The sequence below is a fragment of the Nostoc sp. genome (assembly GCF_036917515.1).
Taxonomy (GTDB): Bacteria; Cyanobacteriota; Cyanobacteriia; order Cyanobacteriales; family Nostocaceae; genus Nostoc.
The window spans coordinates 14,446-31,001 of record NZ_JBALDE010000017.1 but is presented as its reverse complement, the minus strand read 5'-3'; the positions used below and the strand labels follow the sequence as shown (position 1 = coordinate 31,001).

Annotated in this window: 15 protein-coding genes and 1 pseudogene; 12 read left to right on the top strand and 4 right to left on the bottom strand. The window is 42.7% G+C overall.

Annotated features, from left to right (window positions below; translation table 11 throughout):
- Positions 1-96: 96 nt before the first annotated feature.
- From V7K89_RS01735 to V7K89_RS01715, 6 genes and pseudogenes are all read left to right on the top strand, one after another.
- Positions 97-426: pseudogene (locus V7K89_RS01735) on the top strand (twin-arginine translocation pathway signal protein); the annotation flags it as partial.
- A gap of 203 nt (positions 427-629) precedes the next feature.
- Positions 630-1,253 (top strand): class I SAM-dependent methyltransferase, encoded by a 624-nt coding sequence (locus V7K89_RS01730; protein WP_335184026.1) that lies wholly within the window; start codon positions 630-632, stop codon positions 1,251-1,253.
- A gap of 264 nt (positions 1,254-1,517) precedes the next feature.
- Positions 1,518-1,691: a GNAT family N-acetyltransferase gene (locus V7K89_RS35725; RefSeq protein ID WP_442941557.1), complete on the top strand. Its 174-nt coding sequence runs from the start codon at positions 1,518-1,520 to the stop codon at positions 1,689-1,691.
- A gap of 781 nt (positions 1,692-2,472) precedes the next feature.
- A complete protein-coding gene (locus V7K89_RS01725; protein ID WP_335184025.1) occupies positions 2,473-3,384 on the top strand; it encodes a formylglycine-generating enzyme family protein in 912 nt (303 codons plus the stop codon).
- Positions 3,385-3,397: 13 nt separating this feature from the next.
- Positions 3,398-5,782, top strand: coding sequence for an arylsulfatase (locus V7K89_RS01720; protein ID WP_335184024.1), 2,385 nt, complete (start codon positions 3,398-3,400; stop codon positions 5,780-5,782).
- A 177-nt stretch (positions 5,783-5,959) separates the two neighbouring features.
- Complete coding sequence (locus tag V7K89_RS01715) at positions 5,960-6,832, top strand: bile acid:sodium symporter family protein (protein ID WP_335184023.1); 873 nt, start codon at positions 5,960-5,962, stop codon at positions 6,830-6,832.
- Between the two features lie 129 nt (positions 6,833-6,961).
- On the opposite strand, the gene V7K89_RS01710 is transcribed toward V7K89_RS01715, so the two are convergent.
- Positions 6,962-8,842, bottom strand: coding sequence for a sensor domain-containing protein (locus tag V7K89_RS01710; RefSeq protein ID WP_335184022.1), 1,881 nt, complete (start codon positions 8,840-8,842; stop codon positions 6,962-6,964).
- 641 nt (positions 8,843-9,483) lie between these two features.
- Between V7K89_RS01710 and V7K89_RS01705 the strand changes: the two genes are divergently transcribed.
- On the top strand, positions 9,484-10,062 hold the full coding sequence (locus V7K89_RS01705) for a hypothetical protein (protein WP_335184021.1): 579 nt from the start codon (positions 9,484-9,486) through the stop codon (positions 10,060-10,062).
- Between the two features lie 142 nt (positions 10,063-10,204).
- Here V7K89_RS01705 and V7K89_RS01700 read toward each other — a convergent pair whose 3' ends face one another.
- On the bottom strand, positions 10,205-10,381 hold the full coding sequence (locus V7K89_RS01700) for a hypothetical protein (protein ID WP_335184020.1): 177 nt from the start codon (positions 10,379-10,381) through the stop codon (positions 10,205-10,207).
- A gap of 99 nt (positions 10,382-10,480) precedes the next feature.
- Here V7K89_RS01700 and V7K89_RS01695 point away from each other — a divergent pair, with 99 nt between their 5' ends.
- The gene (locus V7K89_RS01695) at positions 10,481-11,008 is read left to right on the top strand and encodes a hypothetical protein (protein ID WP_335184019.1); all 528 of its coding nucleotides are present in this window, start codon (positions 10,481-10,483) and stop codon (positions 11,006-11,008) included.
- 54 nt (positions 11,009-11,062) lie between these two features.
- Positions 11,063-11,950 carry a PAS domain-containing protein gene (locus V7K89_RS01690; protein WP_335184018.1) on the top strand — a complete coding sequence of 296 codons (888 nt, stop codon included), beginning with the start codon at positions 11,063-11,065 and terminating at the stop codon, positions 11,948-11,950.
- Positions 11,951-12,175: 225 nt separating this feature from the next.
- On the opposite strand, the gene V7K89_RS01685 is transcribed toward V7K89_RS01690, so the two are convergent.
- Both V7K89_RS01685 and V7K89_RS01680 read right to left on the bottom strand, forming a co-directional pair.
- Entirely contained in the window at positions 12,176-12,385 is a 210-nt protein-coding gene (locus V7K89_RS01685) for a hypothetical protein (protein ID WP_335184017.1), read from the bottom strand.
- Positions 12,382-12,591, bottom strand: coding sequence for a hypothetical protein (locus tag V7K89_RS01680; protein ID WP_335184016.1), 210 nt, complete (start codon positions 12,589-12,591; stop codon positions 12,382-12,384). Before V7K89_RS01680 ends, V7K89_RS01685 begins: the two co-directional genes overlap by 4 nt.
- Before the next feature lie 248 nt (positions 12,592-12,839).
- On the opposite strand from V7K89_RS01680, the gene V7K89_RS01675 reads away from it, so the two are divergent.
- From V7K89_RS01675 to V7K89_RS01665, 3 genes are read left to right on the top strand one after another with little or no spacing between them, the layout of a single operon-like run.
- Positions 12,840-13,496, top strand: a complete 657-nt coding sequence (locus V7K89_RS01675; RefSeq protein ID WP_335184015.1) for a class I SAM-dependent methyltransferase family protein — start codon at positions 12,840-12,842, stop codon at positions 13,494-13,496.
- Between the two features lie 3 nt (positions 13,497-13,499).
- Entirely contained in the window at positions 13,500-14,723 is a 1,224-nt protein-coding gene (locus tag V7K89_RS01670; RefSeq protein ID WP_335184014.1) for a glutathione S-transferase family protein, read from the top strand.
- A 26-nt stretch (positions 14,724-14,749) separates the two neighbouring features.
- Positions 14,750-16,549 carry an FAD-binding protein gene (locus V7K89_RS01665; protein WP_335184013.1) on the top strand — a complete coding sequence of 600 codons (1,800 nt, stop codon included), beginning with the start codon at positions 14,750-14,752 and terminating at the stop codon, positions 16,547-16,549.
- The last annotated feature ends 7 nt before the right edge of the window (positions 16,550-16,556 follow it).

Below are 16,556 nucleotides of genomic sequence, written 5' to 3'. Positions count from 1 at the left end.
CTTACCCCTTAATGACCAAACCCCGCCACGAATTACGCAAGCAATTGCAAACTGCTTAACCCACAAGTGTTTCGGTTTTTCTTAGTGCCATTCCATTCTGGTGTCAATGTCACACTGTTGAAAGCGTTTTTTGATGAAAACTTTGTTATCCCCTCACCAGTAGTGCCTGATCCCGATGACCCAACAAAAGTAATTTCTTACAGTGGCCCACCACTAACTGTGGGTGGAGAGTTGAATAAACTAGCAACTAACTATGCTATTGGTCGCGGTCACAGTGGTATCCATTGGCGTTCTGATGGTTCCGCTGCTTTGGCTTTAGGAGAAGAGGTTGCTATTAGTCTGCTCAGGGATGAGAGACTGGATTATAACGAAATATTCAATGGTTTCACCTTCACCAAATTTGACAGTACAAGAGTCATAATTTAAACATATTTTTGGTATTATGGGAGTGCTGAGTAAAATACCTTTACTCAGCAATACCTTCACCAAAAAAAGAGAATGAAGAGATAGGATCGATTAAAAAGTTAGTTTGGAAAGTAGTTTTATTGATATCAATTGCTTACACTCCTGCCACAATACAAGGACAATAAATTAAATGCAAAGGTATAGCTCGACTAAACCTTATAGATATGAAAAAATCTAACTACTATGACTATATTGCACAAATTTATGACCAAACACGCTGGTTAACAGAATCAGTTGCAGAGGAAGTTGGCGATTTGATTCTTAAGCTTACTTGTGCTACACCTGAAACCTCTTTTTTAGAACCAGGTGTTGGCACAGGATTAAATGTTATTCCTCTTGTCAAACGGGGTTATTCTGTGACAGGACTTGATGCTTCTCAAGAAATGCTTGCTCAGTTCTATAAAAAATTAAATGTCACTCCTTATAATCTGAAACTAATTCACGGTGATGCTTCACAATTACCTTTTCCAGACAACAGTTTTGATGTTGTATTGACTGTCCACATGATCCATACTGTCTATGATTGGAAAGTATTTTTAGACAATATTGTTCGAGTACTGAAGTCTAGAGGCTTTTATCTCAATTGTCAGTGGATTACCCCACCAGCCAGACGAGAATTTGAAGGATATTTTCAAGATATACTATCTAAGTATGAAGGAACAAAGCAAAAGTTGCCAAGCATTAATATAGCAACAAACAAGATAGATGTAGAAGGATATTTACAGCAAAAAAGTTACGTATCAAATTACTTTGTAGCTAAGGAATGGATAGTTAGCAATACAGTTTAAGAGCTACTAAATTTTTTCAAAGCACGAGCATACGGTTTGTGTTGGCGAGTATCAGATGATATATTTCATCAAGTAATAAATGAATTTGAAGAATTTTGTATCAATCATTATGGCTCTTTAAAAACTAATCTCTCCTCTGAGGCTAAGTTTGAAATATGGGTTTACAAAGCAATTTAAAATCTCATATAAATTATCTATTGAGAAAATATGGAACGAAATATTGAGCGATGACGTTCCGCCCAGCGTAGCTGATTGCAAGATTAATTGCTTTGTACCAGACTGGGGGGCAAACTTAATTGCCTCTTGTATTTTGGCGATCATCCCTATGGACTAATTGAGAATGTAATTACTTATCCCGATTATCGTTGCCAAGGCGTAGGAAGGCGCCTGATACATCATACGTTACAATCTCATGGAGTTATAATTGTTACAAAGTAATGCTCATAAGTGGAAGTCAAACCAAGGAAGTATTCCAGTTTTACGAAAAAACTGGGTTTAAGAAGGGTATCAAAACTGGTTTTGTGGCTACACCAATATCTCACTAAGGTGGTGTTAAGCTTTTTCGTAGCTAAATATATATAGTGCTTGACTTCTGTTTTCACAAGATGTAATTTATCAATATTAGATAAAACATCGGTAAATTGATCGATTTTTAGTATTTTAAGGAATTATAAATAAAAAAATAGCTCAAAAACTCTCTCCTCCTCATTTCTCTGTGCCTCTGTGGTAGCTTGTGACAAGACATTTTGCGAATGCGCCTACGTTGATTTGGGTAATTTGTTTCTTGGAAGTCCCTTAATAGAAATAAAGATATTTATTGTAAATTAGCCTGAGTTGAGAGTTAACAGTTTCTGCATAGTATCAAAGATTGAAAATTTTCTTAATATTTATTGTGATAAATTAGAGATTTTTCGACAATAAATAATGTAATGCGAGAAAGAGATTACCAAAAAATACAACGAAAAAGGAGATTGTTGATCTAAAATCCAAAATAATATAATTTTTAAGAAAAGTTGAATCTTAATTAATGAAATACAAGCATTCAATTAAAAATAGCAAAAATGAGAATATCAGGGATGGGAAAAAATATTGCTTTCTCACACTAATATTCATTCAGGGAATAGCGATCGCACTCTTATTCATCAATCCAACCGCATTTGCAGCCACAGTCAATCCCTGTCCCCAAGGTATGGCGATAATTTCAGGAGGAACATTCAAAATGGGGTCTGATAATTCCAGTTTTGTGGAGGAGCGATCGCCTGGAGATGTAACGGTGACTAACTTCTGTATTGATAAATATGAGGTAACAAATGCACATTTTGGTGAATTTGTCAATAAAACAGGATATGTGACAGTTGCAGAGCGTCCCTTATCTGAAGAACAGTTTCCTGATTTATCCGATGAGCAGCGATTACCGGGTTCCTTAGTGTTTGAGATGGCAAAACCAGGTGTTAAGCAAGTTTCCTTTTTGAGTTGGTGGCATTGGACTCCTGGCGCGAATTGGCAACATCCTTTTGGCCCAGACAGTGCGTTGGCGCAGCCCGCCGCAGGTATCGTTAGCAAATCCAACTATCCAGTTGTTCACATAGCTTACGAAGATGCCCTAGCCTACGCCAAATGGTCAGGAAAATCCCTACCCACCGAAGCCCAATGGGAATATGCCGCCCGTGGTGGCTTGGATGGTGCAACTTATGCTTGGGGCAATGAATATTCTGAACATAGAGCCAACACTTGGCAAGGAATTTTTCCCTTTTTCAATACCAAAGCCGATGGTCACTTGGGCATTGCTCCCGTCGGTTCTTTTGCACCCAATGATTATGGACTCTATGACATGACCGGCAATGTTTGGGAATGGACTACTGATTTCTTTCAAGTCGGACATGATCGCAAATCCCATCAAATTAATCCTATTGCCTTAAATCAAAGCTTTGATCCCAAAAAGCCAGATGAATCAAAGTTACACGTAATCAAGGGGGGATCATATCTCTGCGCTCCCAATTACTGTAGCCGCTTCCGTCCGGCGGCGCGGGAGTCAGAATCACCCGATACGGGAACTACTCATATCGGGTTTCGGCTAGTTAAAAATTTGCCTTCCAGCACACTACCTATAAATCCAAAATCAAAAATCTAAAATCCAAAATTGTATGACTGATCCTCACAAGAGAGATTCTTTGTATGCATCTCTCAAGTTAACTTCTGGTGCGATCGCCTTTTTGACAGCCCTGACGCTAATATTTTCTAGTCTCTTACCTCTACCTGCTTGGGCGGACTACGGCGACAAATTGCCATTACCTCAACCATCTTTTCAAGGCAAAATTGGCATTACTTACAAAGAATCCCAACCAGACTTCCCCAAACCCATTAAGGCTCCAGAAAATGCACCAAACGTGTTGCTGGTGTTGCTTGATGATGTCGGTTTTGGACAAACCAGCACCTTTGGCGGTCTGATCGATACGCCTAATTTAGACCGTTTAGCAGAAAGGGGATTGCGTTATAACCAATTCCACACTACAGCACTCTGCTCTCCTACCAGAGCCGCATTGCTCACGGGACGCAATCATCATTCTGTGAGTACAGGTGTGGTTACGGAGTTAGCTACAGGCTATCCAGGTTATACTGCGATTTTACCTAGAAGTGCGGCAACGATCGCCGAAGTATTGCGAGACTATGGATATAACACGGCGGCTTTTGGCAAATGGCACAATACCCCAGATTATGAAACCAGTGCGGCCGGGCCATTTGATCGCTGGCCCACAGGTTTAGGTTTTGAGTACTTCTATGGATTTCTCGGCGGTGATACCAATCAATGGAGTCCAGCTTTGGTAGAAAATACCCAACATATTCAAAAACCAAGCGATCGCCCTGATTATCACCTTACCCCTGATCTAGCAGACCATGCAATTAAGTGGATTCGCACCCAACAAGCGATCGCTCCTGATAAACCCTTCTTTACCTACTTTGCCACTGGCGCTACCCATGCCCCACACCATGCGCCCAAGGAATGGATTGACAAGTACAAGGGTAAATTCGATCGAGGTTGGGATAAATTACGCGAAGACATCTTTGCTCGTCAGCTAACCCTTGGTATAATTCCCGCCGATACTAAGCTGACTCCTCGCCCAGCGGAACTCCCAGCTTGGGATTCCCTCACTCCCACTGAGCAAAAAGTTTATGCGCGTCAGGCGGAAGTATTTGCAGGTTTCCTCAGCCATACCGATGCACAAATTGGTAGAGTCATTGACGCGATTGATCAACTTGGTGAATTGGATAACACCTTAGTCTTTTTCATTGCCGGGGATAATGGGGCGAGTGCTGAAGGCGGCTTAACAGGTAGTGTTAATGAATTAAAAGTCTTTAATGGCGTAGCAGAAAGTCCTCAAGAAATTCTCGCGGCTTTAGATGATTTAGGTGGGCCAAAAACCTTCAATCATTTTCATGCAGCTTGGGCTTGGGCAGTGGATAGCCCCTTCCAATGGACAAAACAAATTGCTTCTCACTTCGGCGGAACTCGCAATGGTTTAGTTGTGGCTTGGGGCGATCGCATCAAAGATCGTGGTAGAGTGCGGAGCCAATTCCATCATGTAATTGATATTGCGCCTACAATTTTGGAAGCTGTGGGGATTGAAGAACCAGAGGTAGTCAACGGTGTAAAACAACAACCCATCGAAGGTACTAGCCTTGTCTATAGCTTTGATAATCCTGCTGTACCATCCGATCACAAAACCCAGTATTTTGAGATGTTTGGCAATCGTGGCATTTACGATCAAGGTTGGGTAGCAGCCGCCCGTCATGGACGCTTACCTTGGGAGCGTGTCTCCAAAACTACCTTCGATGAAGATAATTGGGAACTATACGATATTACCAAAGACTTCAGTGAAGCCAACGATTTAGCCAAGCAAAATCCTGACAAGTTAGCAGAATTACAAAATCTATTTCTCAAGGAAGCAAAGAAATACAAAGTTCTGCCCTTGGACGATCGCTTACTTCAACGGTTTGATGTCAAAATCCGTTCCAACCTAATCACAGGACGCAATAGCTTTACTTATTACACATCTGTTGCAGGGATTCCCGAAGGCAGCGCTCCCAATATTAAGAATCGTTCCTTTAGCATCACTGCCGATGTGGATGCTGCCAAAAATGGTATTGAAGGCGTTTTAGTCACCCAAGGCGGACGTTTTGCGGGTTGGAGTTTCTTTTTGAAAGAAGGTAAACCCACCTTTGCTTACAACTTATTAAATAGCGATCGCACAATCATTCAATCTTCTCAACCAATTGCGATCGGTAAATCCCGAATCAAATTTGACTTTACTTATGATGGTGGCGCTCCCGGAGCAGGTGGTACTGGTAAGCTCTTGATTAATGAGCAGCAGGTTGCCCAAGGCCGCATTGATAAAACCGTAGGCTACCGATTTGGTTTAGATGGAACCTTTGATGTTGGTCAAGATACTGGCACACCTGCGGTAGATACTTACCAAACACCCTTTGCATTCACTGGTAACTTACAGCAAGTCACCCTGGAATTGAAGTAATAGGCATTGGGCATTGGGGATTGGGCATGAAGAAGAGACAAGGTAGACAAGGAAGAGGGGGGAGACTTGGGAGAGATTTGTTCAATAATTCCCCTTTGTCCCCCTTATTCCCTGCTTCCCTGCTCCCCTGCTCCTCTGCTCCTTTGCGTCTCTGCGTCTCTGCGTGAGAAAAAAATCATGAACGAAATCTTGTCACTAATTGACAAACTTGCACTTTTCACATTTATCGTGTTCACCATGCTGGGTGCAGGGTTAAGTCTAACTGTACAACAGATTTGGGAACCACTCCGCAACCTCCGCTTAGTCATATCATCGCTGCTAACAAATTTTGTGCTAGTCCCGCTTTTTGTATATTTGTTACTACAAGTAGTACATTTAAGTGAACCACTCAGAGATGGCTTACTGATCATGGCAGTAGCATCAGGGCCTCCAGCACTACCTAAACTTGCCCACATAGTCAAAGGCAATATAGCTTTCTCGGTGGGATTAATGATGTTGCTAATGCTGGGCACAATTTTTTATATGCCGATTGTATTGCCCTTGGTGGTGGAAGGTGTACGAATTAACTCCTGGGACATTGCCAAACCCTTATTGTTAATGATGGTTAGCCCATTGATCATTGGGTTATTCATCAAAGCAAAATTGAGTGCGATCGCCCCCATTATCCAGCCGATTTTGTTCAAATTATCTAATGCTGGATTGCTTTTAGGTCTGGTTGTCAGGCTGATAGTTCACACTAACGATATCATTGGCTTATTACAAACAGGTGCAATTTTAGTTTGTGCCGTTTTCATAGTTTTCTCTTTTAGCGTGGGTTATCTTTTGGGCGGCCCTGGTATCGATACCCAACGAGTGCTAGGAGTAGGAACAGCTCAACGTAATTTTGCCGCAGCATTGTTAGTAGCTACAAGTAATTTTGAAGATCCCAGCGTGGTGAGCATCATCATGGTGACGAGTATTTTAATGATGATTGTAGTTCTAATCGCCGGGCCAAAGTTCATAGAACTAGACCAAGGAACGGGTGTAGAGATAGAGCAGGTAGAGAGTTGAAACTCTCCTAACTGCAAAAATATCTGGCGTTGCTCATTTTGACAAAAAGTTAGGAGCTTGTTTAGTATCCTTCTTGCTTATTGACTACATTTCTTAAAGGCTAACCGACTTGGTAACAGTCATAAACCTTTACCACCGAGGATTTGCCACAATTAAAGCTTCTGTTGCATTACAGTCCAAGGGCTTAGAGAAAAAATATCCCTGTGCATATTCACATTTGATAGCTCTGAGGAATGCTAGCTGTTGTGCCGTTTCCACCCCTTCTACAGTCAAATCTACAGCTAGTTTTTTCGACAGAGTTACAATTATCTCGATAATATCTAAATTCCCTTGATCATCACTGTTCGTACTAATGAAGGAGCGATCGCTCTTCAACTGATTAATTGGAAAGCGCTGAAGACGACTTAATGAGGAATAGCCCGTACCGAAGTCGTCAATTGCCAACCGAATTCCTAAATTTCTCAGTTGCTCTAGCTTGATGATGGCTTGCTCGTTGTTTTCTGTAATTACGTTTTCTGTAATCTCTATTATCAAACTTTGTGCAGAAAGTCCAGTCTCTTGTAGGACTTGATTTAGTTGCGACAGCAAATTCTGTTGATTGAAACTCAAAGTACAAAGGTTGACGCTAATGGACAAGGGGCGCTCACCTAGATGCTTCCACCGGGAGAATCGCTCTTGCCACTGCTGTGTCTGACGACATGCCTCACGCAGTACCCACATATCAATCTCTATACCCAGCCCAGCTTCTTGCGCGGTTGGCATGAACTGCTGTGGTAAAATAATGCCCAGTTCGGGATGGAGCCAGCGTACAAGCGCTTCCAAACCAACTATCCTGCCGCTGATCAGTGACATTATCGGTTGATAGTGAATCCGAAACTCTTGACGGTCAATAGCTCGGCGCAGATCGTTAACCAACTGCAAGTGTGCCATTGCTTGAATATGCATCTCAGTGTTAAAAATCTCATAGCGTGCCCTGCCTTGTGTCTTAGCTCGGTACATCGCAATATCAGCGTTACGCAAGAAGTCTTCTGGTTGTTTACAACCTGTCATGCTTAAGACAATGCCAATACTGGCTGTAATAAACACTTCTTGCCCGTCTAGAACTACTATCTGTGCCAGTTTCTGTTGTATCCGTTCAGCAACGGCTACCACTTGTTTGACATCTTTAATTTCCTCCAGCAAGACGATAAACTCATCTCCTCCTAGCCGTGCAGCTATATCTATAAAGCGCAAGCATTCTTGAAGCCTTTGAGCAACAGCAAGCAGTACTTGATCTCCAAATATGTGTCCCAGGCTGTCGTTGATCAACTTGAAGCGATCTAAGTCTAGAAACAGGACAGCAAATAGATAATCTGAACGCCGTTTTGAATAATCGACTGCCTGTCTTAGGCGGTTCATAAATAAAGCGCGGTTTGGCAGTCCCGTCAGTGCATCGTGAAACGCAAGGTGCGCCACTTGTTCTTCAGCTTGTTTGCGTTTGCTGATATTACGTAGCAACCAACGCCAGCCAATTGGCTTTTCTTGCGAGTCGAAGATTGGAGATGCCTTAATACTAGTAGGGAAGGGCGTACCAAACCGTGGCTTTAGATAAATTTCCCAGTCATCTAGCTGTTGCAAATTGTTTAAATTAGAGATAAAGGTCTGACGATTTTGTTGAACAATAAAGAGAATTAGTGGTTTACCAATTAGATATATTTGGGGCACAGAAAATAAGGTTGCTGCTGTATAGTTAACCTCTTGGATCTTGCCTTTGGTATCAGTTATCAAGTAAGCATCCGGCGCCAAATCGAATAATTCTTGGTAACGCTGGCGCTCTTTCTCTGCTGTCGCTGTTGTTACTTTTAGCTGCTCAAAGACAGCCAATAGTTCTTCTACTGCGATTTGGAGCGGCTCGAAAGTTTCTATTATTAGCTCTTGTTGTAAATTCGGTTCAGTTTCAGTGCGCTGCAATAGTTCTTGTACCCATGAGCGCAATTTCTGTATTTGTTGACTAAAGTTATCTATATTCATAAAATTAATTTGCCAACAGTATCTGCACTGTCAAAACTGCTTTAAAAGATTCGCTATGACGTGGTTGCAAAAGTACTACTAATTCTCTAACTCTGTAAGTGTTTGATTAGGATAGCTCAAAGACCTCTGCCTTCGTTAGCGACATAGCAGAAAATTCTGAGCGCCGTCAGCCAGCACTCAGAACTTTCCATTTTTAGAAGCGTCACTTTTCAAGACAGGCATCCAAGCTTCGAGAGAAGTTTAGTTCGTCGTCGCGATCGCGTCTTTGTAGGAGAAGCCATTGCCGTCAGCCGACGCTCTGACTTCTTTATCAAGTGGCTTGGAAACCAGCTATTAGAGCGCTACTTCACCAGAGCAAATATATTTTTGCTCAACTTCAAAATTTCGGTGATGAAAGCCCAGAGGGCTTTCATCACCGAGCTTGCTTTTATGAGTTTCTACCTTTTGATTCGTATGCAATTCTAATAATACATTATTTATCAAGCAATTACAATGTTATGATTGTACTTAACAACATTGAGTGGGTTTAAGTCCCCAACTGACAAAAGCTGCAAGTTTCGTGGTGGGGTCGCGCATCCCCGTTACAAAACTGTACTTCCGACTTCCGACTTCTTTAATTCTTTTTTGCGTACGAATCGAGAATGCACACACTAGAAAAACTTCAATCTGCCCTAAAGTTACTCAAAACCAAACGAATAGAAATCACTTGTGAAGGTTGGTATCTACAAGACTGCTGGCTAGTACAAGTCAAGCCAGGAGGCAATGCCCGAACAGATCGCAAATATTGGCAAGTCAGAAGCCGTCAAGCAATCTTTAATGGTAAGACGCTTAAACACTTAAAACAGGATCAACTAGAGGATTACAGAACTGCGATCGCTCGTGGTCGGCAGTTAAAACAGATTGACCGCCAAATTCAGAAGCTTCAACAGCAACTTGAACGACTGATGGCAAAAACTAACTTATCAGCGACTTCCTCGACACCTTGCCAAAGCCCACACCAAGTTCAGAAACTTTCTAGTATCAGTGTTCGGCAAACGTTGGAAACCCAAACTCTAAGTACAGTCAAATTCACTGATTTAGCTGAACAAGAACTTGTGGTTAAGCAAACAATTGCCAAAAGTCAAGAATTAAGAGCTTCACTCCGGCAGTCAGTCGCTGTTGGCAAACTTTTACTCTCAAGAACTATTGACTTCAGAAGGGGACATTCCCACCTTCATTAAATTCTGTAAGAGCAATTCAACAGTAATGTATTTATCAAGAAGGTCTGAGTCCCCCACCAGTTGGTGGTAAGCATTAGTGCGCTGTTACACCTCACCATACGCTTGATAACTGATAACTGATAACTGATAACTGATAACTGATTCAAGAATGCTTGATTTGTTGATTTAAATTCTCCTGGCTGAGTATTTCATTGTTCATCACCGCTTGCCTAACCAAATTAGCTCGCTTCTTTGCCTCCTCGGCTTTTTGCAACAGCAGGTTCGCCGCCTTATCTTCGTTGATTTCGCGCAGATGTTTACCTGTGTACACCATCAACATTTCACTTGCTTCAATAGTGCGGATGCCATCCCAGAGGCTTTCTTCAATCGCCTCTGTTATCTCTGCTAAAAGGGTATCAAGCGAATAGGCGTGTCCTGTATGACAACGAAAGCGGATCAGAGTAACAGTTCTTATTCTCCGGTAACTATCCCGCCTCTATTTCCTATGCCAGACCAGTCCCTAAGTAATCTGGAAATGCAAAAAGAAGCAGATCGGCTCGTGTTGAATCAATATGCTCCTGCTGGGCTGGTGGTTGATACTAACCTGGAGATTCTGCAATTTCGTGGACATATCAGTCCTTATCTGGAACCGATTCCTGGTCAGGCAAGCTTGAACCTGCTGAAAATGGTCAAACAAGAATTGCGGCGAGAGCTACAGACTACTATTTCTCAGGCAAAACTGCAAAAGTTGCCGCTCAAACGTCAAGGCTTACAAATTAGAAACAGTGAGCGCATCCAGCAGATTAATATTAATGTTATTCCCTTCCAAGCTGCTGCACAAGAGTGTTTTTTAATTCTATTTGAAGAAGCTTTGCCCATGCCTTTGCCTGCCGCTGCCGCAACAAATGAAAAAACTCCCTCTCGGCGCAAGACAAAAGAAGCGGTTGATAATGCTCGGCTCAAGTAGGAACTGGCAAAGACAAAAGAGCATCTGCAAACGATTATTGAGGAGCAGCAAGCTATGAACCAAGACTTGAGAGCTGCCAACGAAGAGATTTCATCGAGCAATGAAGAGTTGCAAAGTACTAATGAGGAACTGGAAACGGCGAAAGAAGAAATTCAGGCAGCGAATGAAGAACTGAACACAGTCAATGGAGAGCTGCGCCTTCGCACACTGGAAATGACTCAAGTGAGCAATGATTTGCAGAATCTACTCACCAGTATCAATATCCCAATCTTAATGCTAGGAAGTGATTTGCAGATTCGGCAGTTTACTCCAGCAGTCGAAAACATCTTCAACCTGATTTCAACGGATGTAGGGCGACCCTTGAGCAACCTTACCCACAAGTTGAATATACTTGACTTAGAGCAACAGATTTTAGAAGTGATTCGTACTCTTAACTTCAAAGCTCAGGAAGTTCAAGACGAAGATGGGCATTGGTATGATTTACGGATTCGCCCCTATCGAACTATCGACAATAAGATTGATGGCGCTGTACTAATATTGGTTGATATTGATGATCTCAAACGCAATCGCGCTCAGTTGATAGAAGTAAGAGATTATACTAAAGCGATGGTAGAAACCGTGGAATCGCCTCTGCTGGTACTGAATCTTGACCTGCAAGTGATGGTTGCAAATCTTTCTTTTTATGAAACGTTTCAGGTTTTGCCAGCCCAAACCGAGCAGCATCTCATCTTTGAGTTGGGCAATGGAGAATGGAACATTCCTAAATTGCGATCACTATTAGAAGAGATTCTTGCCAGTAATACCCAGTTTCAAAATTTTGAGATCGAGCATGATTTTAGGCAAATTGGACACAAAATCATGCTAATCAATGCTGGGAAGATGCCTGTACTCAGCAATACGCAAATCATTCTGTTGGCAATCAAGGACATTACCCCTAATTAGCTATATATTTTATTAGACCTCTTGCATAAGTCGAATAGACCCCCCTTTATCCCCCTGATATTATTGGCTAGGGTGTACACACAAGTATGACCAGCATAGGTTTCAACTCTTCTAGTAGTTTCGTAGGGTGCGTTATGGACACACCAAAATAACTTTTGAGTTCGCCGAAATAACTTTTGCGTTGGCGTAGCCTGCGGCAGGCATCGCCGAAATAACTTTTTATTTCTATTCTTCATCTGTTGCCGAACTCGTAGCTGAGTCTAAGCTTTCTTGGGGGATAAAATCACCACAGTATTCATTCGCAGGTACAGCTGCATTCATCTTTTGAGGATAACTCAATTTGAGATTATTCATGATGGTAATGAATTGACTACGGCTACGGCTGCGATCGCAAATTAGTATTACACACAACCGCACCGATTTTGAAGAACTCATACAAGCTTATTTTGATAGTGAATAACAGCACTACGGCGTAATTTATGCTGTTCGTCGTCCACCTCAAGAAACGGTAAATATCTCTCAACTCGTTGATCAATGGGATAAACACGAATTTCGTGACCAGCATTTAGAAGAAATTCCTTTATTTGCCGACTTGTCCAGTATTCAACCTGTCTTTCAGCAATATATGTAGCATTTGGCATGGTTCATCACTTAACTTAGATTATTTCTGACATTACTCTCACTGATAGCTTTTGAGCTACTTACATTTCACTATTTATTATACGTAAGCAATCTGTATAATCACTATATTTAGGGCAGTTATACGGAATAAGGCTTGATTTTATATAAATGTTTGTGATACTCTGCCTTCATCCTTAAAATACAGTTATTTGATATATTAACCGTAGTTTGCAAACAGACAGTGTGCATCAAATGGGAATCACTCCTTATGCCAAAAGATTGGTATGAATGGCACGACCTATACGATACAGAGCCAAAATTGCAGCAGCGTCTAGAAATCGTGCAGGAATATATTGCTTATAGCTTGAATGCCTCACCTGATAATGCTATCCGAATAGTGAGCATTTGCGCGGGTGATGGACGAGATTTATTAGGAACTTTAAAAAATCATCCCCGTGCGAAGGATGTTTCTGCACGACTGGTTGAAATAAATTCAAATCTAGTTGAGCGTGGACGAGCAAGTATAGAGTCTTTAGGTTTAGCCAAGCAAATTGAGATTATCAATGGTGATGCAACTCTTGCCACTAACTATGTAGGAGCAGTACCAGCAGATATCGTGATTGTGTGTGGTGTCTTTGGCAATCTGGCTGAGGAAGCTGAACTCAATCGCTTACTAGATAACCTGAGTTTTCTGAGTAAACCAGGTGCTTTTGTCATTTGGACTCGTGGACACTCCAACGGTATTACTTACTCTGACAATGTACGGAAAATTTTAAGTGCATCTGGATTTGAGGAAGTGAACTTCAAGCTTACGGCTACGGGAGACATGGGTGTAGGACTTCATCGATACCTTGGTGAAAACTTGGCTGCACCCAAAGAGCAAAAGTTATTTGTGTTTTCCGGCATTCCTAGTAAAGCGAGGTAAAAAATGTCTATTCAAAACACAGTATCAACTTGGGAAGAAGTTTTAGACACTGCTAGAAAAAATACCTTTGCGCGTAGAGTAAAGAGGACAGGACAATCTCCTTCTACTGCACCAATACCCAGCAGTTTACAGAAACTTCCCCCAAATACACAACCACCAGTCTTGCTTTATCGAGATACTAATTCTTGGTGTCCTTTCTGCGAACGAGTTTGGTTTGCTCTGGAAGAAAAGGAAATTCCCTTTGCAACGGAGTTTATTGATTTAAGTAATAAACCTAAATGGTACACTGACCTAGTTCCCACAACCCTTGTCCCAGCAGCAAAAATTGAGGGTAATTTAGTATATGAATCTAAAGATATTCTCTTGGCTTTAGAAGAAAGGTTTCCTAGTCCTGCATTATTGCCGGAAAATCCAGAGGAAAATGCTGTTGCTAGGCAGTTGGTTGAAGAAGCTGAGACTAACGGTTTTAGAGAGATTGCTTATAAATTCCTGAGAGAAGCACCTGTAGATGCTGATGAGTTAGCAAACTTAAAAGCAGCATTTGAGGCGAAGTTAGATGAACTTGAGCAAGCTTTGGCTAAATATCCCAGCCCCTACTTTGTCAGTACATTTAGCTTAGTAGACATTTTGTATAGCCCCCATCTAGATAGATTGGCGGCTAATTTACCTGTATATCGGGGATATCACCTCAAAGGAAATCCTCACTTTCCTCGAATTAATGCTTGGTTTGACGCACTTAATCAGCGTCCTGCTTATTACAGGGTAAAGTCGGATAATATCACCAACAATTTACTTTTGCGTCGCAGATGGGGTGTAGAACCGATTGGAAATCCTTTACCTCTGGATGTGGCAGATAGTGAGAAAATTCAATATCGCGCCGAAGCGGCTGAGAGATTGAGTGATAATCGGGAAGTTGCGATCGCAGATATTATCAGAAATTCTGGAGTCCAAGCTTTAGCAGCAGATAGTGATTTTACCACAGTTAAGGACGCTGTTGATTTTCACCTACGACAACTAGCCGATTATCTCATTCATGGCAATGGTGCAACTTTAGCGGGTGGAAGGACTGGTGGTAAAAATAGCAGTGTTGATCTCATCTTCGCTGCTGTGGGGGCGATCGCTTTCGCATATTTGAGAAATCGCATCTGCGCCCCCCGTGACATGAGTGCTGGTGCAGCAACGGCGTTTCGGGCTGCAATCGATAAATTGTTGACTTCTGTTTATTAATTTTGTGTGTGTTGCTGAATGTATGAATGAATTTGCCTTATGCACAGACGCAGCGAAAAATCGGAGCGCTTCTGAATTCTGACTTTTGGATTCTGCCGTACTGTAGAAACTTTATTGAGGAAAGGGAATTGCTAGCAGTCCATAGTGAAAATGAACTACAATTAACTGCTGATGTACTGGTAATTGGTGGTGGCCCTGCCGCTGCTTGGGCAGCATGGGCAGCCGCATCCCAAGGAGTCAAAGTCATCATTGTTGATAAAGGTTTTCTGGGTACGAGTGGTGCGGCGGCAGCTAGTGGCAATGGCATCATGGCTCCTTCTCCAGAGAATTGGGACAAAGTTTTATCGGAGCGTTATCGCATAGGAAAAAACCTCGCTAACTCACGTTGGATCGAGCGTGTTATCGAAAAAACTTGGTTGAGTTTGCCCCTAGTGGAAAGTTGGGGCTATCGTTTCCCCAAAGAAGATGGGGAATCTGTGCGTCAGAGTTATTATGGCCCTGAATATATGCGGGTACTTCGCAAAAACCTTCTGCGTGTTGGTGTGCAGATTTTTGATCAAAGTCCGGCTTTAGAGCTTTTATTGGCTGACGACGGCTCAGTAGCTGGAGCAAGAGGTGTACAAAGGCAGCATCATCGTACTTATACCGTTCGTGCTGGTGCAGTAGTCTTAGCGAATGGCGGTTGTGCATTCTTGAGTAAAGCATTAGGTTGCAATACCAATACAGGTGATGGACTGTTGATGGCAGTGGAAGCTGGTGGGGAACTTTCTAGTATGGAAGCTTCTAATCACTATGCCATTTCGACGGCTTTCAATGCCACAGTGACAAGGGGTGTTCCTTTTGGCTGGGCTAGTTATACGGATGAAGCAGGCAATGACCTGGGTGGCTATATCAATGGTCGTCGCGATCCATCGTTTCTCCCTAATGCCCTCTTGAAAGGCCCTGTTTATGCTCGTTTGGATCGAGCCACGCCTGAAGTTAAAGCAGTGGTTGAAAAGTCTCATTTCATCGCTTTTCTACCCTATACAAAAGCTGGTATTGACCCCTATACAGAACGAGTGCCTGTGACACTTGTTTTAGAGGGTACAGTCCGTGGTACAGGTGGGATTCGGATTGTGAATGATAATTGCGCTACAAAGGTTCCTGGTCTTTACGCTGCCGGTGATGCTGCATCGCGGGAGTTTTTAGCCGGTTTAGCTTCTGGGGGTGGTGGCCCCAATGCTGCCTGGGCAATTTCCACAGGGCAATGGGCAGGAGTTGGAGCAGCGGACTTTGCTAAGAGTCTGGGCGCTCATGCAAATGAACGGGTTACGCGTCCTGCTGGTCAAGTGGGATTGCGATCAGCTACGCTGGGCGGAACGCCATCGCCTTTGGCGGGGCGTAGCCCATCGTCACCCTCACCCACTTCTGAAACATTCGATAGTGAGGCGATCGTGCGCGGTGTACAAGCCCAGATGTTCCCGTTGGAGAAGAATTACTTGCGTTCTGAGCAGGGACTTTTGGATTCTCTCGCTAAATTAGAAACGCTGTGGCAGCAAGTACAAGGGAACCCAAAACAAGATACAGTGCGCGATGTAGAATTTTCTCGTCGAGCAGCTGCTCTGACCTCTGTAGCGCGATGGGCATATTTTAGCGCTTTACATCGCACGGAAACGCGCAGCGAACATATTCGTGTAGACTATCCCGAAACCGATCCAAACCAGTGTTATTACCAAGCAACAGGAGGCTTGGATAAGCTTTGGGTGAGGCGTGATTGGATTACAGATGCAATCGCTACACCACCAGTACAAACCACTCAAACCACATCCTCTGTATCAAAGTTGTAGCAGGAGC